Genomic DNA, 23,473 nt, shown 5'->3' on the forward strand with positions numbered 1-23,473 from the left:
AGCCGCTCCATCGCCACTGCCGCCCTCCGGTTTCGCTACGCTCCACCTCCGACCGACACTGGCGATGGAGGCAACAATGCACTAACAATCAACACGGACCACTCAGTGGGGGCCGGTCAAGGAGACGTTGAATGCCGTTCAGGAAACACAAGCCGGATGAGATCATCGGCAAGGCGATTATATATATTGCAAACACGGTTAGATGTCTGCCAATAACTTGATTCCGAATTAGGATCTCGACCGTAACTTCTTCCCAATCAAGCCGCTAACAAATCAATTCTAATTAACCATCGTAACCAGTCGTCGTCCGTCCAATTACCCTCTACGACCGAAGGCCGCCTTGATCGGATCGATCGGGATACTGTCGGCACCGGCTTCATGAGGCGCACTGTGACGGAGATCGTCGATTTCCACGTCCGCCAGGCCTGCCTTTTTCCGTGCGCTGTCCCAGCTAGCGTGTAGCGAGCGAAACGGCTTTCGCGTCGTTGGATTGACGATCAGATAAGAACACTCCTCGTAGCGGGGCAGGTCGATTAGCAAGCCTACAGCTGCCGCCGATAGCGTTACCGTGCGGGTATTCGCTGCGACCGCCGCCGGGATGCGCCAAGCCCGTTTTTCCAGATCGATCTGATCCCAACACGCCTCGAACAGTTCACGCTGGCGCGTCCCGGTCATCATTAACAGCGATACGATATTCTTAAGCTGAGGGTTGGGACTTGCCTGCGTCGCTGTATTCAGGCGGGCGACCTCGTCGATCGTCAGCGACCGCTCGCGGGAATTTCGATTAAACAGCGATATGCTCTGAAGCGCTACGTTGTCCGCGGGCAAACCCCATTGCATGGCAAGGACATACATCTGGCCCATGATCCCCTGCAGGCGGCTGACCTTAGCCGGTGAATAACCGTTCTCCCGAACCTTGGCACCAAGCCATTCGGTGATCTGCGTCGGTGCTATTGCGTCCAAACTCAGGTGGCCAAATCGGGGCAGAATATCGTCGTTTAGATAACGCGCGTCAATTTCGCGGCGTTGCCCGTCATTGGCCAGATGATCAAGATAGCGCAACGACAAGGAACGCATCGTCGGCCCGCCCGACCGGCCGATCGCATGCGAACCGCTCTGAGCGTTTACCTCTTCATCCGGGACGGTGTCATGTTCGAAATCGACCTGAATTCGGTCCAATCCAAGCTTGTTGCGCAAGGCTGCGAGGGCTGACTTCTCCCCGAGCTCTGGGACCGGCGTCCTTCCCGCTGAGTTTGGCGACGGCAGGCCAAGCTGGTTTAACAGATACGGGGAAACGCGGTGGCTGGTGCATAATCCGCCTTCGCCGTCGCTGACCATCTGCTGCTCGAACTGGACGCCGTATTTGCCAGTGCGAGTGCGGCGCACGCGGGCAAATGCTAGCTGCCCCTCGCCAAAGTCCAGCAAGAGCAGGCCGCCAACGGGCACGTCCATTAGCCCCTCGATCAGCGCACCCGATTCCGACAGGTTGCGAATCAGCACAGGACGAAAATGGTTGCCATAGATGGCACCAACAGTCCGGTACATCGAAAGCCTGTCCGAACGCTGTTTGGCCGGACCGATCGGGGCCAAGTCCCATTCGCCGTTCGAGAGACGCTCGGTCATCTCGTCAAACGAAACCGCCTTGCTGTAAATAAAGCCCTGGACGTTGGTGACGCGGAGCTTGCGGACGAGTTCCAACTGGTCATGCGATTCTATCCCCTCCGCGGTCGTCTCCATGCCGAGCGCCTCGGCCAGGGCAACGATCGCTGCAATGATTGCCCGATTTCGAGACTTTGGCAGGGTGGCGGCACGCACGAAGCTTTGGTCGATCTTGATCTTGTCGAACGGTGCGGTGCGAAGATAACTCAGCGACGAATAACCGGTGCCGAAGTCATCGAGCGCCAAACGGACGCCGATCCCCTTGAGCGTCGCGAACATCGTGTCGGTTTCGGTCGATTCGCTCAGGAACACGCCCTCTGTGATCTCCAGCTCGAGCCGGTCCGCCGACAGTCCGGATGTTGCCAGCGCCGACAACACAATGCCCGGCAACGCGTTGTTCGTGAACTGAATAGGTGAAACGTTCACCGATACGCGCAAGCCTCCCGGCCACGCGGCGGCATCCTCGCAAGCCTTGCGCAACACCCACTCACCAAGGCGCTCGATAAGGTCTGCTTCCTCGGCGATTGGAATAAAAAGCGCCGGGGAAATCGGCCCGCGCGTTGGATGGTGCCAGCGGACGAGAGCCTCTACGCCCGTAATGCGGTTAGTCGAGGCGTTGACGATTGGCTGATAAAACAGTTTGATCTCATCGTTGCCCAGGGCGTCGCGCAGATCCTCTTCAAGAACGCGCTTCTCCTCGGCGGTCTGGAGCAATTCCTGCGAAAAGAACCGGAACCGCCCTCTGCCGCCGTCCTTGGCGGCGTAAAGGGCCAGGTCGGCATTGCGAATTAGTTCCTCGGACGTGCGGCCATCGACGGGGCTGACGGCGACGCCGACCGATGCGCCGATAATGCAACGGCTGCCCTTGACCGAATAAGGTTGGGAAAGGCTGGCGATGATCCGGTTCGCCAGGTCGCCCAGAGCCTCCCGGTCGTCGCAATTGCGCACGATAATCTGGAATTCATCACCCCCCAGGCGAAAGACGTGCTCACGATCAGCGACGATACGCAGGAGACGGTCGGCAACCTGTTTCAGCAGGTCGTCGCCAGCGGGGTGTCCCAGAGTATCGTTGACCTGCTTGAAACGATCGAGATCGATCAGCATGATGGCGCACGATCGTTTTTGATGTTCAAGAGCGATCAGGTTTGCCTCGAGCGTTTCGGACATGCGTAACCGGTTGGGCAGTCCGGTCAGCGAATCGTACATTGCCAGCATCGATGCATGTTCGGACGTTCTTCGCTGTTCGGTAATGTTGACGCCGCTGCCGCGATAACCTGTGAATTGACCGGCGGCATCGAAATGGGGGCGCCCCGATACTGACCACCAGCGTTCTTCGCTGGCAACGATCCCGCGCAGGGTCAGCTTCTCGAGCTTCGACCTTTTGGTCAGGATGAACGGCAGGGAGCGGGGAGCTTCGGCACTGGTCGCGGCATGCAGGAACAGGTCAGTGAAGGCGACCCCGATGCCGCAACCCGGTTGCTCGCCAAGTAGTGAAGCCACGCCTTCGGTCAGATAGGTGAGGTTTCCGTCGCAGTCAGTCGCCCAGAACCAACCTTGGCCCGACTCTTCATAATTTTCCAGAAGCATCACTCGTTCGGCGCGCGCGGCAGAGGCAAGGCGAGAACCATTTTGTTCGTCGGCTACGGGCGACGTCGCGTCGATGAAGCCATGCTCATGGTTGGCCGGGACTCCGCGCTTGCCTTGCCAGAACCCCAATCTTGCCATTTTCACAATCCGTCGAGACCCACCCACCATGCGGGTTAACGATTCTTCATTTCCGAAGCGTGAAGACGTTCGACTTTGAACGGTTAGGCTTTTGCCCGCTGCAGGTCTTCGCGCGAGTTGATATTGGTGAATACCACCGGAACCGATATGGGGATTGCTCCACAAGCCGCGATCCAGCTTCGCAGAGAGCGATCGAGAGGCGTTTGCAAGTATTGGTCGAGCCGTTCGGACAGGGCGGCGGGCCAGAGGCCGATCAAATGCTGTCCTTTAATTACAGCGGGGCGCCTGGCTCCGTCGGATTGCTCAACGAGCCATTCGGCTAGTTGCGGTGGTATCGGCACAATATCTGCGGCCACCGATAACACCGCGTCATAGCCGTTGAAGTTCGCGAGATGAAGCGCAGCACACAGCCCGCCGAGCGGTCCGAGACCGGTGACCGGTCGATCCCTCAACGCTATCAAATCCTCAAATGTTCGACCGCAGACGACGGACGCCTCTACCTGCACTTTCAGCCCAAGCGCCACGATTTCGATGAGACGGCGACCATCAAGCAGCGCATGCGCCTTGTCACTGCCGAAACGCAGCGATTGTCCGCCCGCGATGATCGCACCAAGAATTCTCATCTCGCGTCCCTATCGCATATTGATCGATGCGGGGAACGAGTTTCCTCGTTCAAAATAGATGTTGCAGCGCAGCACGTAATATGATGCCATGTCTTTTAATCGTTGCGTTAAGCTCTCGCTAACCATCCCGGCGCATTCTGCAATGAGAGTTGGTCGTGTTTTCAAGGGGCAGTCTTATGGGTGCACAGGCAAAATATGCGGACGGCGCGCTGACGCTCTCCGAAATTCGCGAATTCGCGGCTTTCAACAGCGGGACGCAGCGCTACATTCGACGCTCGCTCGACATCGGGCTTAGGCGCGGCGATCCGCTTGGCATCTGGTCTCGTGACATCGTGGAATCGGCCAGCATCAGGGCGCAGCTCAGGATTTACGCGCGCCTCGACAACATTCGTGCCGTGGTTCCCGATGACAGCGGTTTGGACCGTATCGAACCATTTATGGCACCGCTCGTGACGATGACGGCTTTTGATCTGGGGCAGGGGCGGCTCGACAGCTTTGGATCGTACCGTTTCCTTTATGAAAGGCTGATCGGTGCGGGTGTCCGGCCCTGGTTGCCCGGCGCGTTTTGCGCCGCTGCATCGATGCCACATCTGCATCCGGAATTGCGGAGGACATTACTTCAGTCGATCAGCGAAGCGGCGGCCACGGCCCCGGGCTGGTCGAACCGCGAGCCTGGTTTTTATCCCGAGTGGGTCGACAAGGTCGATGTGACGGCACTTCCCCACTAGCCGCGCAGCACGTCGACCATCGGTTCTGCACAGATCGGATAGCCGCGGTCTTCGGGGATACAGAGATGGGGCGCGCCGTCACGGTCCTCGACCCACGGCGTGATGAGATCGGGTGCATAATGTTGGGCATCGGCCCGTGCTGTTTCGAAATCGGCGAACTGGGCGAGGCGTTCCAGGTTGCGACGGGTGGGAAAGATGATCTTGACCAGTCCAGCCCGCGCATCGTCGAGGACCTGCTGCGCGGATGCCCAGAACAAGCGGACATTTTCGGTTGCGTCAACAAGGGCCATGGGAGCTCCACGGGGAAGTTCCGCGAGGTAGAATCGCGCGTCGAAAATCCGCCGTTCGGAAAAGTTCGGACGCCAACGTGCAAATGGCTGAAGCGCCTCAGGCATGATCTCGAGCTGGTGGGCACCCAAGATATCCGCGAACACCTGTCCCTCATGCAAATGAGCCTGTAATCGCCTGGCCATTTCCGCATTGATCGCGCCGCCACCCGCAGTCCGCAACCCGATGACCACGCCCGCTTCCTCGATCGTCTCGCGAATGGCCGCGATGCGCGCGGCGGCGTCATCGAGATCGAGGTGCGGGAAACCTTGCGCCGCCATCATGCGGTCACCAGGATCGACCCGGCCACCGGGAAATACGATGGCACCTGCGGCAAAAGTCATGGATCCGGCACGTTCGACAAAGAGTAATTCGACGGGGTGGGCGCCTCGGCGAAAGACGATCAGCGTAGCGGCGGGGATCGCGGTTTGCATACCGACCTTCTAAACAAGCATTCAGACCCTCGAAAGGTCCTTTAGCCGAGAGAGCGGTCGGTTAGGGCAGGTTCGCGAGCAGCCCGCGCATCGACGCTGCGGCCGTCGCGCTGATACGCACTTGCTGGCAACGGGCATCGTTCGGGTGGGCGCTCCTCTCGAGCAGCCCCTTGCGCTGCATCATGCCAAGGTGGCGGAGCGCGGTGGCATGGGGCGCCGCTGCGCCGATGCACGCGCTCGATACTGTCACCGAACGACCAACCCCATCGGCAATGAACAGGTCGAGCAATATGTCCCAACTGGGTTCGGCAAACAGGCTGTCGTCGAAATGCCGGTTTCGCGCGCGCCGACCGCGATAGATGGCGCGGGCGCGGTCGATTGGGCTGGCCTTTTCCTTGTCTAGCACGCCCCGAACAACATCGATCACCTCGCCATCGATCAGCGCGTCGCCGGGCAGGGCGTCGACAAGGAAAATTGAGCGGTGTCGGCTCATGCCGCTGCCCGGCGAAGGCGTCCGCCGTCAAGCGGTCCCGGACTGTCCCACAGGCCTTCGGGACGGATCAATTGCAGGGGTGGATCGCCAATGTGCAGCGCTCTGTTGGTGTGCGGTATCGTCCCTGCCATCTCGACATAGGGCACCCCGGAGAACGCAAACGTCGGCCGGTCGGCAAGGGCCTGAAATCCGAAACGCTGCCAGAACCCGATCAGGTCGGCGCGGGCATGGCCATAAACGGTGTGGAAGCCCTTGCGCCGTGCATATTCGATCGCAGCGCGTACTAATCGGAACGCCATTGACGAATTGCGGAACTCGGGCCGGACCGCCAGCCGCTCGAACTTCACGAAATCGGCAAAGAAACGGATGCGGATGCAGCCCGCAGGTTCGCCGTCGATTTCGCCGATGATGTGAGCGGCGCAAAAGTCGTTGCCGTCGAACTCCTCTTCGTACGGACAGGATTGTTCAGACATATAGGTTGCGGCCCTGATTGCGAACACGCGCATAACGTCATCCATGTTGCGACCAACGCGGGTCGCCATCGCGCCCGGTTCGATAGATGCGCCGTCACCTACCGCCTGCGGCAGGACAACAAGAATATCGGGCGCGATTCGCGGAAACAGATCGATGCCCGGTTTAAAGCCGAGCCTCTTGAAAACTCTTGCCGCGTGCGCGTTCGCGGCGCTGGCAAACAAAGGCACACCATCGGGTGCAATTTGCGAAAAATGCGCGGTCATCGCGCCGATTACCGACACGAAATTTCGCGGCGCATGAACACACCAAAGGTAAAGCGCGACGGGGCGTTCACCCGCCTGCGTCAGATGGTCCAGATCGGGGTCTGCCCGGTCGAGTCTGTTATTAGTGAGCGCATTCAACCCCTTCACCGTCAGGGGTAGGTAAGCAAGAAGTTCGGTGCTGCGAGGTTCGTCACCGACCATGACTCGGATGGTCTCGGGATTGTGACGTAAAACGCGTTCGATCGTTTCATGCGAAGCGGCCAGGCCCATTGTCTGGCCGACGGTTTCGATCAGGTGCTTTAACTCGGTCGACTTAACCGGAAGCGAAACTTTTGCTGTCCGTCCCGCCTGTTTCTTTACGAGATGTTGAAATTTCTCGCTAAAAGCGACAGTGTTATATCCAGAAGCGCTGCAGGACTTTTCGGCTGGCGCGTGCATTGTCGTTCCCTTGATCGTCGCACAGTCGATAACGGTGCCTGGAGCCAGTCTGTAATGATCTCGCGTCGCACGTCAGTGATCCAAAATGGGACACATGGTGTTCAGGAAATTGCACCATCACCGCGCCGAGTTAACAATCTGGACAAGCTGTCGTGGGACAATTTGCGCTTGTTTCTGGTGGTTGCCGAGGCCGGGAGTTTTCGTGCGGCAGCGAATACTGCGGGTGTTTCGCTGAACACGATCCGGACCAAGATTGAGCGGCTTGAGCGCCAGATCGGCGGCCCCCTGTTCCGGCGCAGCGTCGAGGGCGTGATGTTGACTCAGGACGGCCATGAACTGATGTCGATTGCACGTGAGATGCGCGCGCTGGGGCGTACGACCGAGCGCGTGCAAAGGGGTGCGACGTCGCCCCGGACCTCGCAGGTGCGCATTACCGCGACTGAGGGGATAGGGACATTCTGGCTAATTCCGCGGCTTGTCGAATTCCAAAGCGGCAATCCAGAGATTCGCGTCGACCTCAATTGCGAGATGAACGCGCCCGACGTCCTGTTCCGCGATGTCGATATCGCGGTCCAGTTGGTGCCTCCGACAAGTCCCGACCTGATCGTTCAGCGCGTCGCGACGCTGCACCTGATGCCTTTCGCTTCCGACGGCTATCTTCGTGTGCACGGAACGCCAACCAGCATACTGGACGCCGCGCAGCATCGGCTGGTTTGGCAAGAGGCAGACCAGGTTTCTTCGGATCTGCTGTCCGCCTTTGTCGATCCCAAGGTCCGCGAAACCATCATTGCTGTAAAGACCAATACCAGCTCGGCCCATTACTGGGCGGTGGCGAAAGGTGCAGGGATCGGATTCCTTCCGACTTATGCCCGAGCCCTCAGCCGCAGCACGCACCCGCTCGATATCGGGCTGCATTTGCGGCGCGACGTGTACCTTGTCCACCATCCGGATTCGGTCCGTTTCCCTGAGGTTCGTAAGGCGCTGGACTGGCTAAAACAGTCCTTCGACGCGACGAAGTTCCCCTGGTTTGCCGATGAGTTCATCCACCCGGACGAATTCGAGGAGCGTTTCAACGACAGTGTCGTCGTCAACTTGTTTGAAGGGTTCATCTCGCCACAGCTGGCCAGTGTCTAAGGCGCAGTTGCCAGATGCGATGGCCAGGAAGGCGTCGTTTGCGCCAGTCGTGAACGAAAATACACGCTTGCTGGTTCTTGGCAGCCTCCCCGGCGACCGATCGCTCGCACTCGGGCGATATTACGCGCATCCGCAAAACCAGTTCTGGATCCTGATGTCGGCTGTTGTCGGGTTTGATCTTGTCATGCTGGAGTATGAGGCGCGGTTGGCAGCGATGTTAGCGGCAGGTGTCGGCTTATGGGATGTCGTGGGCAGAGCCTCACGAACGGGTAGTAGCGACGCCGCGATTCGCGACGTCACGGCCAACGACCTGGCCGGTTTGGTGCGTTCGCTGCGATCATTGCGCGCGATTGGATTTAACGGCGGGACGGCGCTTGCCATCGGGCGGCGGCAATTGGCATCGGTTGCAGATACACTTGTGATAGTGGCCTTGCCGTCGAGCAGTCCGCTCCATACAATCGGCGTGGGCGCGAAACAGTCGGCCTGGGACCAGCTGGCAAAGTTTCTTCGCTGAAGCATTAACGCGTTAATAGCGGGCTCAAAGATTGCGGGGGCAACAGGTTTTGCGCACGACAGCAATTGGCAAGGGAAGGATCGAGGCGTTCAGCGATGGCGTCATCGCGATCATCATTACGATCATGGTACTGGAGTTGAAGGTGCCCCATGAAACCGAATTTCTGGACTTGCTCCCAGCGCTCCCGGTGCTTTCCAGTTATGTCTTGAGTTTCGTCTATGTCGGAATCTACTGGAACAATCATCACCACATGTTTCATGTAGCTAAAGGCGTCTCAGGCGCGATCATGTGGGCCAACCTGCATTTGCTGTTCTGGTTATCGCTCATCCCTTTCGTAACGCACTGGATGGGAGAAAACTTTCATGCCACTGCGCCTGTCGCAAGCTATGGCTTCATCCTGATGATGACGGCGATCGCCTATGGCATGCTGGCATCGTTGCTGGCACGCCATGATGGCGCCCACTCCGTCCTTGCCAAGGCGATGGGCAAGGATCGCAAGGGCAACGTCTCGATCATGTTATATCTGGCGGGGATAGCATTCTCCTTTATCAGCACGCCCGTCGCATTGGCGATCTATGTTGGCACGGCGATCGTATGGCTCGTTCCCGACCGTCGCGTTGAGCGCGCCTTGGCCGAAGTCACCTCTGTTAAACCGGGCGGAAACGCGCTTTAATCGCGTTCGGCACTAAAGGATTATCACTTATGCGGACCGTTATCCTTGCAACTCTCGGGATCGTTGGGCTGGCAAATACAGCACAGGCGGCACCTGCGAGCCATCCTGTGGCCGAGACCCAGGCTCTCGAACTTGCCAAGCAGGCGATCGCGTTGCGATCGGTTCGTGGACCGGGCAACCAGGCGCCGCAAGTCGCAGCATTGTACAAGGCGGCACTCGTGACGGGCGGGTTCAAGGACGCCGATGTCACGATCACGCGGGTCGACGACACCGCATTTATCATCGCGCGCTGGCCGGGCAGCGACCCCAAGCTGAAGCCACTCGTGATTTCCGGGCATCTGGACGTGGTGGAGGCCAAGGCTGCGGATTGGAAACGCGATCCTTTCGTGCCCGTCGTGGAGAATGGTTATCTGTTCGGAAGGGGTGCCACTGACATGAAGCTCGACGGCACGATTGCCATCGCTTCGCTGATTGAAATGAAGCGTTCCGGCTACAAGCCACGGCGCGACATCACCATCGAGTTCTCAGGCGACGAAGAGACCGTGATGAAAACAAGCGCGCTGATCGCCGACAAGCTGTCCAATGCCGATCTCGTCCTAAACATCGACGGTGGCGGAGGGACGCTGAACGAGGAAACCGGAAAGCCCGAATATTGGACATGGCAGGGTGCCGAGAAGACCTACGCTGATTTCGAAGCCACGGTGACCAATCCTGGTGGCCATTCGTCGGCACCGCGCAAGGACAATGCCATTAATCAATTGTCGGCGGCGCTGGTGCGAATCGGCGACTATCAGTTTAAGCCTGAGGTGAGTGAACTGACGCGCGCCTATTTCCTGCAAGCGGCCAAATACGAGGATGCGGTAACGGGCGCGGCGATGCGGGCATTTGCTGCCAACCCTGCCGACCCAAAGGCGATCAAGGCGCTGACGGCCAGTCCCTCCACGATTGGCAAGATCGGCACGACCTGTGTGGTCACGATGATCAACGGTGGCCATGCTATCAACGCCCTGCCGCAACGGGTGTCGGCCAACATCAACTGTCGCATTTTCCCGGGACACAAGCCCGACGACATCATGGCGGAACTCCAGCGGGTGGCGGCGGACACGGCGGTGACGTTCAGGAACGTAACAGAGGGCTCGGTGCCCAACGACGCATCGCCAATGCGACCTGATTTCATTGCGGGCGTCGAGAAGGCGATGAACAAGGTCTACCCGGGCGTGCCGGTCTTCCCGAGCCAGTCTTCAGGCGCCAGCGACAGCATGTGGTTTCGGTATCACAAGGTCCCGAGTTATGGAGCAAGCCCGGTCTTCATCAAGGATTCGGATGAATTCAGCCATGGCCTCAATGAGCGCACGCCGATATTCAATATTGCCCCTGCGATAACCTATTATCTGTCCCTGTTTACGGACTTGTCGAAATAGTCATGGCGCAGGGCAGCGCGGCAGCGTCGATCGCGGCAGGTATCCACGATCCCCTGTTGATGGAAGCCGCGTTGGCGCTTCACGACAATCGGCTTTCCGATGCAGAGCCCCTGTTGCGTCGACATTTGAAAGCCGATCCATTTGACGTGGCGGCCATGCGGATGCTGGCTGAGCTGGCAGGGCGAATCGGTCGTTACTCCGACGCCGAGAACCTGCTTCGACGGGCACTGGAACTTGCACCCGAGTTCGGCGCGGCCCGGGCCAATCTCGCGACGTGCCTGTATCGGCAAAACCGGCCGACGGATGCGATTGCCGAACTCGACCTGTTGCTGGTCGAGGAGCCCCGACATCTCGGCCACACTAACCTGAAAGCGGCGGCGCTCGGCCGGATCGGCGGTTTTGAGGAAGCTATCGGACTTTACGAAGATGTGCTGTCGAAGCGGCCCGAACAACCGAAGGTTTGGATGAGCTACGGCCATATGCTGAAGACTGTCGGTCGTCAGGAAGATGGCGTGGCTGCCTACCGGCGCGCGATCGCCATCGAACCGACGCTCGGCGAAGTGTGGTGGAGCCTCGCCAATTTGAAGACGGTAAAATTCAGTCATGCCGATATCGAAGCAATGCTGGCCGCCGTGGCTACGCAGGGTCTGACTGACGAGGACCGGTTCCATCTCGATTTCGCGCTGGGAAAAGCCCTGGAAGATCAGCGTGAGTATCGACTTTCGTTCGAACATTACGCCGCAGGCAACGCCCTCAGGCGCGTTTCGCTCGACTATCAGCCCGCGGCGATTACGACCCTGGTCGACCGGACCATTGCCATCGCTACTCCCCGGTTTTTCCGGGAACGCACCGGGCAGGGAAGCGTGGCGCGCGACCCGATCTTCGTGCTTGGCATGCCGCGTGCCGGCTCGACGCTGATCGAGCAGATCCTGTCGAGCCACAGTCAGGTCGAGGGAACGTCGGAACTGCCCGACATTGCGCTGCTTGCAATGCGCGGTCCTGATTATCCGCAAAGGCTGGCTGCACTTGAGCCCGACACCCTGCGCAAACTGGGCGATAACTATATTGAACGGACGCGGGTCCAGCGGCAAACGGACAAGCCGCTGTTCATCGACAAGATGCCCAACAACTGGGCGCATGTCCCCTTTATCCACTTGATTCTGCCGAATGCCATCATCATCGACGCGCGCCGCGACCCCCTCGATTGCTGCTTCTCGAACTTCAAGCAACATTACGCGCGCGGCCAGGCGTTCAGTTATGCACTCGACGACATGGCGCGTTATTATTCGGATTATGTCCGGCTGATGAGCCATGTCGATGCGATACAGCCGGGCCGCGTTCACCGCGTGATCTATGAAAACATGGTCAACGACACCGAGGGCGAGGTCCGCGCAATGCTGGCTGCCTGCGGCCTGGAGTTTGAGGAAAATTGTCTCCGGTTTCATGAAAACGACCGCGCCGTCCGGACCGCATCCTCGGAACAGGTGCGCCGCCCGATCAACCGCGATGGCATTGCGGCATGGCGCAATTTTGAACCTTGGCTGGGGCCCCTGAAAGAAGTGCTGGGGGACGAGGCAGCAACGCCTGAACTTCAGGGTTGGTGATTTTCCGGTTGTGTCATAATTACCACGCCGGAAAGTCAATTCCGCACCGCGGCAAATTGTAATTGACCCACGTCGACAGCCGTAACACCTTCGCCATGAAAATTGACCTTGGGGGGTTTTTATGAAGACGCGCCGTACGCTGATCGCTGCCTTTTTTGCTACGACGATGCTTGCCTCCACTCCGGCTTTTGCCCAGACTCCCGCTGACACTCCCGAGCCGGGACTGGGAGACGACATCATCGTCACCGCGCAAAAGCGTGAGGAAAATATCCAGAACGTGCCGATCAGCATCCAAGCCCTCGGCACGAGAAAGCTGGATCAGCTTAATGTCGCTGATTTCAAGGATTACGCCGCGCTCCTGCCGAGCGTGACGTTCCAGGCGTCGACGCCGGGCTCGACGAAAGTTTATATGCGTGGCGTCGCCTCGGGTGGCGATGGCAACCATTCGGGATCGCTGCCCAGCGTCGGCATTTATCTGGACGAGCAACCCGTCACGACCATCGACGGCGCGATCGACATCCATATCTATGACATTGCCCGGATCGAATCACTATCGGGTCCCCAGGGCACGCTTTACGGCGCTTCGTCAGAAGCCGGGACCATCCGGATCATTACCAACAAGCCATCGACGGCCGGTATCGAAGCACGGGTCGATGTCGAGGGCGAGAGCGTCGCCCACGGCAAGCTGGGTGGCAAGGTCGAGGGGATGATAAATCTCCCAATTACCGAAAACGCTGCGATCCGTGCCGTCGGCTGGTATCAGCACGATGCCGGGTTCATCGACAATGTTCCCGGAACGAGAAGTTTTCTTCCTGTTCCCGGGGGCATCACTGTCAACAACGCCGCGGTGGTAAAAAACAACATCAACGATGTCGACACGGCTGGCGGTCGGCTCGCGCTTAAAATCGACCTCGACGATAACTGGACGGTCACGCCGACGATCATGGGGCAGGATCAGCGTAGCCACGGCCGCTTTGGGTACGATGCCACGCTCGGCGACTTGAAAGTCCAGACGTTTTACCCGGAACGCAATCACGATCGCTTCATCCAGGGAGCGCTGACGATTGCCGGCAAGGTCGGCAATTTCGACCTGACCTATGCGGGGGCCTATCTCGAACGCAAGGTCAACTCGGTTACCGACTATACCGACTATGCCGAGGCCTATGATCGAGCTTATGCAGCTGACGGGGGCAACGCCGGCTTTTTTTCATTCATCGACGACGCCGGTAATACCATCGATCCACGCCAGCGGATCGTGGCGTACGACAAATTCACCAAACTGAGCCAGGAATTGCGTGTTGCATCGCCACAGGACGCCCGCTTCCGCGTCGTCGCAGGACTTTTCTATCAGCGCCAGACGCACTTCATCTTCCAGGATTACAAGGTTGCCAATTTGGCAGCAAATCGATCGGTAAATGGTTTGCCGGGCACACTTTGGCTGACCGAGCAGGATCGCGTCGACGCCGATTATGCGGTGTTCGGTGAGGCGAGTTTCGATATTCTGCCCAATCTCACACTGACTGCCGGGGGCCGCGGGTTTATCTATGATAATTCGCTTTACGGCTTTAACGGGTTCGGCCTTCCCAGCGCGGTCGGAGGACCGGGCGTCGGGCGCTGTTTCAGGGATGCCGCGGGCAACCTTGTTACCCAAGGTGCCGTCGCGCAGAGCCCCTGTACCAACGTCGGCACGCAGATTTTCGACAACAACGGCAATGCCACGACGACGATCGTACCCAAACGGGCAAGCGGTCAGGGATTCACTCATAAGGTCAACCTGACGTGGAAGCCTGCCGAAGATATCCTGCTCTACGGCACATGGTCGCGGGGTTTTCGTCCTGGCGGCATCAATCGGCGTGCGGGGCTCGACCCTTATGGGGCCGACTTTCTGACGAACTATGAAATAGGGTTCAAGACTTCGTTCTTCGACCGCAAGCTCCGCATCAATGGCGCGGTTTTCCGGCAAGACTGGAAGGCGTTCCAGTTTGCTTTCCTCGGCCAATTCAGCCTGACTCAGATTCAGAACGGACCCGATGCCCGTATCAAGGGGGTTGAGGCCGACATCAACTGGCAGGCGTTCCCAGGTCTAACCTTGACCGCCAGCGGCGCCTATACCGATGCAAAAACGCGGACGACCTTGTGTAGCAGTACCGATGCCGTTCCTAATTGCGGCACCCCGGGCAACAGCGTAACCGCACCAAAAGGCACCAGCCTGCCCATTACGCCGAAGTTGAAGATAAGCGGCATTGCGCGATATACCTGGGATATGGGCGAGGCAAAGCCCTATGTTCAGGCCCTTGTTGCGCATCAAAGCTCGGCACCTTCGGCGCTTCGTACTGCGGACCAGCTTGCGCTCGGGCAGTTGACAGCCTTTACGACGGCTGCCTTCAATCTGGGTGCCGAGTTCGGCAAATATTCTGCCGAATTGTTCGTCGAGAACGCGTTTGACGAGCGTGGCCAACTGTCCCGCTACCAGCAGTGCAGCATTTGCACGAAGCGAACCTATATCGTGCCGGTAACCCCCAGGACGATCGGGTTCAGGCTGGGAGCGAAGTTCTGACGTCGGAGTAAGCGGTTTGGTGGATCGCTCGCGAAGTTGGCGTGCGTGCTTTTGACGTAGTCGCGGTATTGCGGTTCGATGCGTAACCGAGATGTGAACTTTATTAGGATCGCCCGCGACGGCGAACGCACGCCGATCATGCGTGCCGTCGCCGTCGAGGCGCCGATCGCGATCGAGATCAATGGGATCGGCTACGCGGTAATGATGGCGACGCCGGACGACCTGATCGATTTCGCCCATGGCTTTGTCTGGAGCGAGCGGCTGGTCGAAGAAGCGGGTGAAATCCTGACGGTCGAGCCAGTAACCACGGCAATCGGTCACCGCCTGAGGATCGAACTGATTCCCGAACGCAGCGAGCGGTTGTTTGAACGATTTCGACACCGCGTTTCGGATTCCTCGTGCGGCATGTGCGGGATAGAAAACCTGGAACAGGCAATTCGTCCCCTGCCGCGAGTGACCGAACAAGAGACGGTTGCCGATAGGGCACTCTTTCGCGCGCTAGGCCACTTACGCGAGCGGCAACCACTAAATCTCGCAACGGGGGCGGCCCATGCCGCAGCGCTTTGCAACCGCGAAGGCTTAATCCTTGTGGTTCGCGAGGACGTCGGTCGGCACAATGCGTTCGATAAGCTTATTGGTGCGATGCTTCGGGGCGGTTTGACCTGGGGCAATGGGTTTGCGCTGCTGTCGTCGCGCTGTTCTTACGAACTGGTCGAAAAGGCGGCTTTGAGCGATTGCCCGACCCTGGTCACGATTTCCGCGCCGACCAGCCTTGCCGTCGAGCGGGCAAGGGCAACCGGGATCAGGCTGATCGTGCTTGCGCGGTCGGACTCGGTGTTGACCCCGGACTGAAGGTCAGACGCGAATGCGAACCGGGACGGATTTGGCCGCAGGCACATGACTCTCCTCGGCAAAATGTTCCACTGGCATCAGTACGTTGCATTCGGGATAATAGGCACCGAGGCATCCTTGTGGAATACTGTAGGGCATCACGATCAATCCCTCGCGGACGCGCGTAATTCCGTCGCCAGCGTCGCTTTCAAGGGCGACGATCTGCCCCTCGCGCAATCCGTCACGCGCAATATCATCCGAATTCATGAACAGGACGTCCCGCGTTCCCTTCACGCCGCGGAACCGATCGTGATAGCCATAAATGGTGGTGTTGAACTGGTCGTTCGAACGCAGGGTCATCAGGCGATAGCGGCCTGCAGCGTCGTCGAACCCGGTGGCGGAAAGTCCCGATGGTACGAGGAACTCGGCCTTACCGGTTTTAGTGAGCCAGATCCGCTCGGCCGCTTTGTTGCCCTTCCAGAAGCCGCCCGGCTGGAACATGCGCTTGTTGAAATCGGGAAAAACCAGCGGGTAGGTTTCTTCGATGGCGTCGCGGATCGTCGAATAATCGGCAACCCACGCATCCCAGTCGACCTTCGGGTTGGGCGACAGGATCTGGTTGGCGATACCGGCAACGATGGCCGGTTCGGACAGAAGATGGGGGCTGGCGGGCTGCGCCTTGCCCTTCGAGCCATGGATGCAACTGGTCGAATCCTCGACCGACACCGCTTGCGCACCCGTTGCCTGCATATCGCTTTCGATGCGCCCAAGGCAGGGCAAAAGGTAGGTAACTGCGCCCGGAAACAAGTGGTTGCGGTTGAGCTTGGTAGCGACCTGGACCGAAACCCGTAGATTGGTCCACGCAGCTTCCATCGCTTTGGTCTCCGGCACCGCGCGTAGGAAGTTGCCGCCGAGAGCGATGAACGCCTTGACCGAACCGTCGATCACGCCGCGACAGCTTTCCACGGTGTCGAGTCCCTTGGTGCGGGGCGGCGAAAAACCGTATTGTTCGGCGAGTTTATCGACGGGCACCAGTTCGGTCTTTTCGGTGATCCCGACCGTGCGTTGTCCCTGCACGTTCGAATGACCGCGTACGGGGGTGGGGCCAGCGCCCGGCTTCCCGATGTTGCCGCGCATAAGCAGGAGGTTGACGACCATGCGAACATTTTCCACGCCCTTGACGTGCTGGGTCAGGCCCATGCCATAGATTGCGAGCACCGCCTTTGACTTCGCGTAAATGCGCGCGGATTGTTCTAGTTCGTCCTTCGACAAGCCGGACTCGCGCAAGATGGCTGCCCAATCGGCCGCTCGCACAGCCGCGAGGAATTCTTCGAAGCCGCTGGTATGTTGCTCGATGAAGCTGTGATCGAGGACGGGCGCATCACCGTTCGCTTTTGCCTCGTCGTCCCATTCAACAAGAAACTTCGCGATGGCCATCATCGCCGCGATATCGCCGCCCGCCTTTACCTGATGATATTGTGTCGAGATGTTGGTTTCGCGCAGCGTCGCCATTTCAAACGGGTTCTGCGGATCGGTAAAGCGCTCAAGCCCACGCTCGCGAAGCGGGTTGAAGGTAATGATCTCGACGCCACGCTTCCTGGCGGAGCGGAGGTCGTGCAACATGCGCGGGGAATTTGATCCAACATTCTGACCAAAGAATAAGATCGCGTCGCACAGCTCAAAGTCTTTGAGCTGGGTCGTGCCCACGGGGACGCCGATCGCCGCCTTCAGCCCCACCGATGTCGATTCATGGCACATATTCGAACTGTCAGGGAGATTCTGGTTGCCGAACATCCGCGCCATCAGGCCGTACATGTAAGACGCCTCGAGGCTGGTCCGACCTGACGAGTAAAACACGACGGACGGCGGCGCGAGTTGCTTCAGCTCCACACCGATCTCACGAAATGCCTCGTCCCAACTGACTGCGACATATTTATCGGACTGCGCGTCATAGCGCAGGGGATGTGTCAGCCGGCCATGTTGTTCGAGGTCGTAATCGCGCCAGGTGCGCAATTCGGTGAGCGTATGTTGCTCGAAAAACTCGGGCGTGGTGCGCAGCGTCGTCAATTCCCATGCGGTCGCCTTTGCCCCCTCTTCGCAGAATTCGACTGGGTGATTGTTGACAGGTTTCGGCCACGCGCAACTCACGCATTGAAAGCCGGTGGGCTTATTCTGGCGGACGAGTTCACGCAAAGCCTCAGGCGACACTTTTTCGCGAGGCAGGATTTCAGCAAGCGAGCGCACTGATCCCCATCCACCGGCTGGACCATCGAACGGTGTGAGGTCGGGTTTGTCGCTGTTCTGCTTCGCCATATCGCCCTACCTGCCAATTCTTGTCTTATTCCAACATAGACGACCGCACGACGTTCCGCATCAGCCAACCGACACAGCTCTATTTCAAGGAGGCACCTACGCTACCACATCGCGTCGTTAGGGCTGTTGGCTTCCTCACAATTCTGTAAGAATATATACGCTGGAGGCCGCAACACTACCATTATCGGATTGACTTTCGCAATGTCCCACCGCACCCGTTTGGCATGTTAAGGGCGCTTATCCGTCACCTGTTCTTGTACGCGGTCATTTTTGGCCTCGCGGGGCAGGATGTGGCCAGCGCTTCGACGCCATGCCACGAAATGGCGCCGACCCAAGCGTCAGCTATGACTGATATGCCCGACTGCGCTGGCATGCGCGATGTTCCCAGTGGCAAGGTTCCTTGTAAGGATATGTCTTTGGGTTGCTTCGCCATGGCGGGCTGTTCCGCCGTCGTCGCGCTCGACGCACAGCCCTTCGTCGCTCGGTCTTTGTCGAGGCCGGTTATGGCGACATGGCCGACGACTTCGATGCTAATCGGCCGTGACACTGCCCCGGAGCCCGATCCCCCCTCGCTCTTCGACTGAATTAATGCGCGAACACTGACGTAGTCAGCTTCGCACCTGTTTTTTCTCGTCGAGGAACTTCGAAATGAAGATGATGTGGGCGGTCGCGTGCGCGGTCGGCACGCCGGTTTGGGCAACGACTGCGTTTGCCGCGCCGCTAACCTATGATGCAGCACTGAAGCGCGCTGGCGACGCGCCGAGCCTGCGCGGGCGCGATGCCAGCGTTGCGGCTGCACTGTCATCGGCAATCGCGGCCGACCGCCTGCCTGACCCGACGCTCGACTTCGGGATTAAAGATTTTCCGGTAACTGGCGCCGACGCTGGCACGCTCAACCGCGACAATTTCACCATGAGAACGATTGGCATCAGTCAGCAGTTCACAAACCCGGCCAAGCGCCATGCTCGTGCGGCGATGGCGGCGGCGGGTATCGGTGTGGCCGATGCCGACCGCATGATCGAGGCGCGTTCAGTCCGCCTGGAAACAGCTGTTGCCTGGATTGACCTTTATTACGGCCAGAAGCGCCTGGCCCTTTTGAAGTCACTCGATGCGAGCCTGGACGACCTGCAAAAGAGCCCGACCGCCCTTTGTTGCAGATATTATGCGACGCGGACGGTCACCGGTGTTCCTATCTCGGAGAACCGATTGAGGATTGCAGCACGGATTTTGAGCTCGGTAATCTGACGATCGAAGGTGCGGGCGACAACGCGCTGACCCAAGAGTTTGAAGCAGTGCATTTTGGTTTCGGCCAGACTGCGACGATGATAGCCGCTCCACTTTTTCCAGATGGCACGACCAAGCCGCTTTGTTACGCGTAGCGTTTCATTGCGTGCATCGACGCCGGGGCCGCCTTTCGTCCAGGGTTGCCCGTTGCGGCGGACCGGGATGACCGCATTGGCACCGCGCCCGGCAATAGCGGCATGGCAGTCCTGGTATCATAAGCGCCATCACCGCCGACGCTGAGTATCTGCTCGTCTCCTGGGATTTGCGCCAGAAGATCGGGTAGCGTCGGTGCATCGCCAATAGCATTCGTCGTGACCTCAATGGCCCTGATATCAAGCGTTCCAGCATCAATCCCGAGATGCACCTTGCGCCACTGGCGACGGTAGGATGCGCCATGTTTGCGCGTCTTCCACTCGCCTTCCCCCGTCATCTTGATCCCGGTGCTGTCGACCAGCAGGTGCAATCCGCCCGAGCTGGCCCGCCCGCCAAGGTTGACCTTCAACGTCTTCTGGCGTCGGCACAGCGTCGTGTAATCCGGCACAGGCCAATCCAGTCCCGCCATTTTGATCAGGCTCGCAACCAACCCCGTCACTTGCCGCAAAGGCAGGTTGAACAGCGTCTTCAGCGTCAGGCACAGCTCGATCGCGCTGTCTGAAAACCGCATCGGGCGACCAGGACGACCACAAGGCACCGAGAGCCAGTGCATCTCTGGATCAAACCATATTTCCAGCGACCCACGGCCCTTGAGTGCCGCATTATACTCAGGCCAGTTCGTCGTGCGATACACAGGTCCGGAAGGTTCGGGCATCACGCCCTTCTATCCCGCTCGATTCCCTGCGTGAATCCCCAACGTCAGTTTTGCAACAAAACCGATTTTATCCTGCTTATGCCGGTTCTGAGGATCGAACAGCTATATCTCAGCTATCGCACAAAATGATGGGTATCGAACGATTCCATTACGACTGGTTTGGGCTAGCGAATATGGGATAGCTGTCCTTGCACTACGCGGCACACCCGGCAGCTCGCGACCAAAGCCAGTCGTTCAGATGCGCTTCGACGAACGTCCGCTCGTGGCGGAAGCCGCCTATCGGGTTGGTTGAAACTGTCGATCTGGAGCGCGCCCAATCTTGCCTTTCCAGCGATTGCCACGCGACTGCGAAACTGGCCGTTAAAGCCGCTTGCCGCATCTCATAACTCCGTATCCAGTAGACCGGTTCGGGAAACTTCAATTGGGAAAGGATTTTGGGAAAACTTTAATTGGCACGAACCCGCATCGTGTTTATTGATAACCGGTATTGCTCATCTAACCTTCCTTTTTTTTGAAAGAGCTTCCGCCGCGCCGAGCGTAAAACTACCGCTATATGATTCAGCAAGACGATCAATAATTGGACAATCGGGCCGGTAATCGCCGTGACAGGTGCGGGCCAGTTCCGTCAGGGAACGACGCATTGCGTCCAGAGAACGGGCCTTCCTGCCCAGCTCGCCCGCCCTTGTTTCAGCAAGTACCTTCACTTCGGCGCTGGACCGCTCGCGATCGGACCAGAGTCCCAGCAGCGTGCGAATTTCATCAATCGGAAACCCGATGTCGCGTGCGTTGGCGATGAACCGCAAGCGGTGAACATCGGCGTCGCAATAGTCGCGGTAGCTCCCACGCCGGGGCGGCGCAGGCACAAGCCCTATCTTCTCATAGTGGCGCACCATGCGTTGAGACACGTCGCTGGCGTCCGACGCCGCGCCTATGTTCACAGCTTGACCGCGTTGAGCCGCAGCGCGTTGAGGACGACGGTGAAGGACGAGAGCGCCATCGCCGCACCGGCTAGCATCGGCGACAGCAGGATACCCGCAAGCGGGTAGAGCACTCCAGCTGCAACCGGCACGCCGATCCCGTTGAACAGGAACGAGAAGAACAGGTTCTGGCGGATGTTCCGCATCGTGGCGCGGGCCAGCTTGCGCGCCCGCACGATCGCCGAGAGATCGCCGCGTGTAAGCGTCATGCCGGCGCTTTCGATCGCGACGTCCGTCCCCGTTCCCATCGCGAGACCGACGTCGGCAGCGGCCAGCGCCGGGGCGTCGTTGATGCCGTCGCCGGCCATTGCGACCTTGGCGCCGCTCGCTTTCAGCTCGCCGATGATACGCGCCTTGTCTTCCGGCAGGAGATCGGCGCGCACATCATCGAGACCGCCTACGGCGCGCGCGACCGCATCGGCCGTCCCCCGATTGTCGCCGGTGAGCATGACGACGCGCAGACCCTCCTTGCGAAGCGCGGCAATGGCGTCGCGCGCAGAGGCGCGCACCGGATCGGCGACCGCGAGCAGACCAGCGAGAGCGCCGTCGATCGCGACCAGGATGACGCCCGCCCCTTCGCCACGATGACGATCGGCCGCGGCATCGAGCGGCTTGGGATCAGCGCCGATCCGGCTGATTTGCGCCGTGTTGCCGATCACGACCGAGCGGCCGTTCACCGTGGCGCTGACCCCCAGGCCGGTTTGCGAGGCAAAGTCCGCGACCGTGCCGAGCTGGAGCCCACGTTCCTTCGCGGCGATGACGATCGCATGGGCGAGCGGGTGCTCGGATTGTCCTTCGACGGCCGCGGCAAGCGCGAGCATGTCATTTTCCTCGACCGCGCCGACTGTCTCGACCGCGATCAGCTTGGGCTTGCCTTCCGTGAGCGTGCCCGTCTTGTCGATCACGAGCGTATCGACCTTCTCCAGCCCCTGTAGGGCTTCCGCGTTCTTGACCAGCACGCCGGCAGTCGCGCCGCGCCCGGTGCCGACCATGATCGACATGGGCGTGGCGAGCCCAAGCGCGCACGGGCAGGCGATGACCAGCACGGCGATGGCATTCAGGATGGCATGGCCCATTCGCGGCTCAGGGCCGACGAGCGACCAGGTGATGAACGTCGCAATCGAGATCAGCACCACCAGCGGCACGAACCATCCCGAAACCCGATCGGCGACCGCCTGAATCGGTGCGCGGCTGCGCTGCGCTTCCGCGACCATGCGGACGATGCGCGCGAGCATCGTATCCGAGCCGACCGCGCGCGCTTCCATGACCAGGCTACCCGTGCCGTTGACGGTGCCCCCGGTGACAGCGGCATCAAGTTCCTTGAAGACGGGCGCGGGTTCGCCGGTGAGCATGGATTCATCGACCGAGGAGCGGCCTTCGACTACCACGCCATCAACCGGGATAGCTTCACCAGGGCGAACCCGGAGCCGGTCTCTGACCGCCACGTCGGCAAGACCGACTTCTTCCTCGGTCCCGTCGTGCCCGATCCGGCGTGCCATTTTGGGGGCCAAGTCCATGAGGGCGCGAATTGCGCGCCCCGTGGCGGCGCGCGCGCGCAGTTCGAGCACTTGCCCGAGCAGCACCAGCGTCACCACGACGCCGGCAGCCTCATAATAGACCGGGACCATGCCCCCGTGCATTCGGAAGGTTGCCGGGAAGAGGTCGGGAGCGAGCGTCGCCACGAGGCTGTAGAGAAATGCCGCACCCACGCCGAGAGAGATCAGCGTGAACATGTTGAGGTGCCAGGTGCGGACCGAGGTCCAACCCCGCTGGAAAAACGGTAAGCCGGCCCACAGTACGATCGGCGCGGTAAGCGCGAGCTGTACCCAGGGAGAGGCCGCAGGGCCGACGACATGCAGGCCCGTCATTTCGGCAAACATCGAGACGATCAGCAACGGGATCGTAAGGGCACCGGCTACCCATAGTCGGCGCGTGAAATCGACCAATTCCGGATTGGGCGTGTCATCGAGCGAGGGTTCTTCGGGTTCGAGCGCCATGCCGCAGATCGGACAGGTGCCCGGCCCTTCCCGGCGAATTTGCGGATGCATCGGGCATGTCCACATCGCCCCAGGCGTCGCCATGGGTTCGGCGCGCGGGTTGTCGCCGAGATAGGCATCCGGCTTTGCGATGAACTTCGCGCGGCATCCAGCGCTGCAAAAATGATAGGGTTTGCCGGCGTGTTCGGAATGATGC

General features: G+C 59.5%; 17 protein-coding genes and 2 pseudogenes. 10 read left to right on the forward strand and 9 right to left on the reverse strand.

Translation table 11 applies throughout. From position 1 onward, the window contains the following. A pseudogene (locus tag Q0R02_RS02950) lies at positions 1–85 on the forward strand (integrase catalytic subunit); the annotation flags it as partial. A gap of 230 nt (positions 86–315) precedes the next feature. On the opposite strand, the gene Q0R02_RS02955 reads toward Q0R02_RS02950, so the two are convergent. Both Q0R02_RS02955 and Q0R02_RS02960 read right to left on the reverse strand, forming a co-directional pair. After that, positions 316–3,384: an EAL domain-containing protein gene (locus tag Q0R02_RS02955; protein WP_293880697.1), complete on the reverse strand. Its 3,069-nt coding sequence runs from the start codon at positions 3,382–3,384 to the stop codon at positions 316–318. A gap of 83 nt (positions 3,385–3,467) precedes the next feature. Next, complete coding sequence (locus tag Q0R02_RS02960; protein WP_293880698.1) at positions 3,468–4,007, reverse strand: molybdenum cofactor guanylyltransferase; 540 nt, start codon at positions 4,005–4,007, stop codon at positions 3,468–3,470. 176 nt (positions 4,008–4,183) lie between these two features. Here Q0R02_RS02960 and Q0R02_RS02965 point away from each other — a divergent pair, with 176 nt between their 5' ends. After that, positions 4,184–4,735, forward strand: coding sequence for a hypothetical protein (locus Q0R02_RS02965; RefSeq protein ID WP_293880700.1), 552 nt, complete (start codon positions 4,184–4,186; stop codon positions 4,733–4,735). Here the strand turns inward: Q0R02_RS02965 and Q0R02_RS02970 are convergent. The 3 genes from Q0R02_RS02970 to Q0R02_RS02980 all read right to left on the reverse strand — a co-directional run bounded on the left by Q0R02_RS02970 (position 4,732) and on the right by Q0R02_RS02980 (position 7,164). Beyond that, positions 4,732–5,496: an NUDIX domain-containing protein gene (locus Q0R02_RS02970; RefSeq protein ID WP_293880702.1), complete on the reverse strand. Its 765-nt coding sequence runs from the start codon at positions 5,494–5,496 to the stop codon at positions 4,732–4,734. The genes Q0R02_RS02965 and Q0R02_RS02970 overlap by 4 nt on opposite strands. A 61-nt stretch (positions 5,497–5,557) precedes the next feature. Next, complete coding sequence (locus Q0R02_RS02975) at positions 5,558–5,989, reverse strand: MarR family transcriptional regulator (protein WP_293880704.1); 432 nt, start codon at positions 5,987–5,989, stop codon at positions 5,558–5,560. Further along, on the reverse strand, positions 5,986–7,164 hold the full coding sequence (locus Q0R02_RS02980; protein WP_293880706.1) for a GNAT family N-acetyltransferase: 1,179 nt from the start codon (positions 7,162–7,164) through the stop codon (positions 5,986–5,988). The genes Q0R02_RS02975 and Q0R02_RS02980 overlap by 4 nt, the downstream gene beginning before the upstream one ends. A 54-nt stretch (positions 7,165–7,218) precedes the next feature. Between Q0R02_RS02980 and Q0R02_RS02985 the strand changes: the two genes are divergently transcribed. The 7 genes from Q0R02_RS02985 to fdhD all read left to right on the forward strand — a co-directional run bounded on the left by Q0R02_RS02985 (position 7,219) and on the right by fdhD (position 15,919). After that, a complete protein-coding gene (locus tag Q0R02_RS02985; RefSeq protein ID WP_293880708.1) occupies positions 7,219–8,298 on the forward strand; it encodes a LysR family transcriptional regulator in 1,080 nt (359 codons plus the stop codon). A gap of 19 nt (positions 8,299–8,317) precedes the next feature. After that, positions 8,318–8,812, forward strand: a complete 495-nt coding sequence (locus Q0R02_RS02990; protein ID WP_293880710.1) for a DNA-deoxyinosine glycosylase — start codon at positions 8,318–8,320, stop codon at positions 8,810–8,812. Between the two features lie 49 nt (positions 8,813–8,861). Beyond that, the gene (locus Q0R02_RS02995) at positions 8,862–9,485 is read left to right on the forward strand and encodes a TMEM175 family protein (protein WP_293880712.1); all 624 of its coding nucleotides are present in this window, start codon (positions 8,862–8,864) and stop codon (positions 9,483–9,485) included. Positions 9,486–9,514: 29 nt separating this feature from the next. Then, positions 9,515–10,906, forward strand: a complete 1,392-nt coding sequence (locus tag Q0R02_RS03000; protein WP_293880714.1) for a M20/M25/M40 family metallo-hydrolase — start codon at positions 9,515–9,517, stop codon at positions 10,904–10,906. A gap of 2 nt (positions 10,907–10,908) precedes the next feature. Beyond that, positions 10,909–12,510: a tetratricopeptide repeat-containing sulfotransferase family protein gene (locus tag Q0R02_RS03005; protein WP_293880716.1), complete on the forward strand. Its 1,602-nt coding sequence runs from the start codon at positions 10,909–10,911 to the stop codon at positions 12,508–12,510. Positions 12,511–12,631: 121 nt separating this feature from the next. Then, a complete protein-coding gene (locus Q0R02_RS03010; protein ID WP_293880718.1) occupies positions 12,632–15,067 on the forward strand; it encodes a TonB-dependent receptor in 2,436 nt (811 codons plus the stop codon). 78 nt (positions 15,068–15,145) lie between these two features. Further along, entirely contained in the window at positions 15,146–15,919 is a 774-nt protein-coding gene (fdhD, locus tag Q0R02_RS03015; protein WP_293880720.1) for a formate dehydrogenase accessory sulfurtransferase FdhD, read from the forward strand. 3 nt (positions 15,920–15,922) lie between these two features. On the opposite strand, the gene Q0R02_RS03020 is transcribed toward fdhD, so the two are convergent. Beyond that, the gene (locus Q0R02_RS03020) at positions 15,923–18,211 is read right to left on the reverse strand and encodes an FdhF/YdeP family oxidoreductase (RefSeq protein WP_293880722.1); all 2,289 of its coding nucleotides are present in this window, start codon (positions 18,209–18,211) and stop codon (positions 15,923–15,925) included. Positions 18,212–18,859: 648 nt separating this feature from the next. Here Q0R02_RS03020 and Q0R02_RS03025 point away from each other — a divergent pair. Next, positions 18,860–19,456, forward strand: a complete 597-nt coding sequence (locus Q0R02_RS03025; RefSeq protein ID WP_293880724.1) for a TolC family protein — start codon at positions 18,860–18,862, stop codon at positions 19,454–19,456. Here Q0R02_RS03025 and Q0R02_RS03030 read toward each other — a convergent pair. From Q0R02_RS03030 to Q0R02_RS03040, 3 genes and pseudogenes are all read right to left on the reverse strand, one after another. Further along, a pseudogene (locus Q0R02_RS03030) lies at positions 19,372–20,303 on the reverse strand (IS5 family transposase). The gene Q0R02_RS03025 and the pseudogene Q0R02_RS03030 sit on opposite strands and share 85 nt — an antisense overlap. Positions 20,304–20,794: 491 nt before the next feature. Next, positions 20,795–21,241, reverse strand: coding sequence for a MerR family DNA-binding protein (locus Q0R02_RS03035; RefSeq protein ID WP_293880726.1), 447 nt, complete (start codon positions 21,239–21,241; stop codon positions 20,795–20,797). Next, on the reverse strand, positions 21,238–23,473 hold a 2,236-nt coding region (locus tag Q0R02_RS03040; protein WP_293880728.1), incomplete at its 5' end, for a heavy metal translocating P-type ATPase. The genes Q0R02_RS03040 and Q0R02_RS03035, both read right to left, overlap by 4 nt.

The organism is Sphingomonas sp., from assembly GCF_025353885.1.
Lineage (GTDB): Bacteria > Pseudomonadota > Alphaproteobacteria > Sphingomonadales > Sphingomonadaceae > Sphingomonas_O.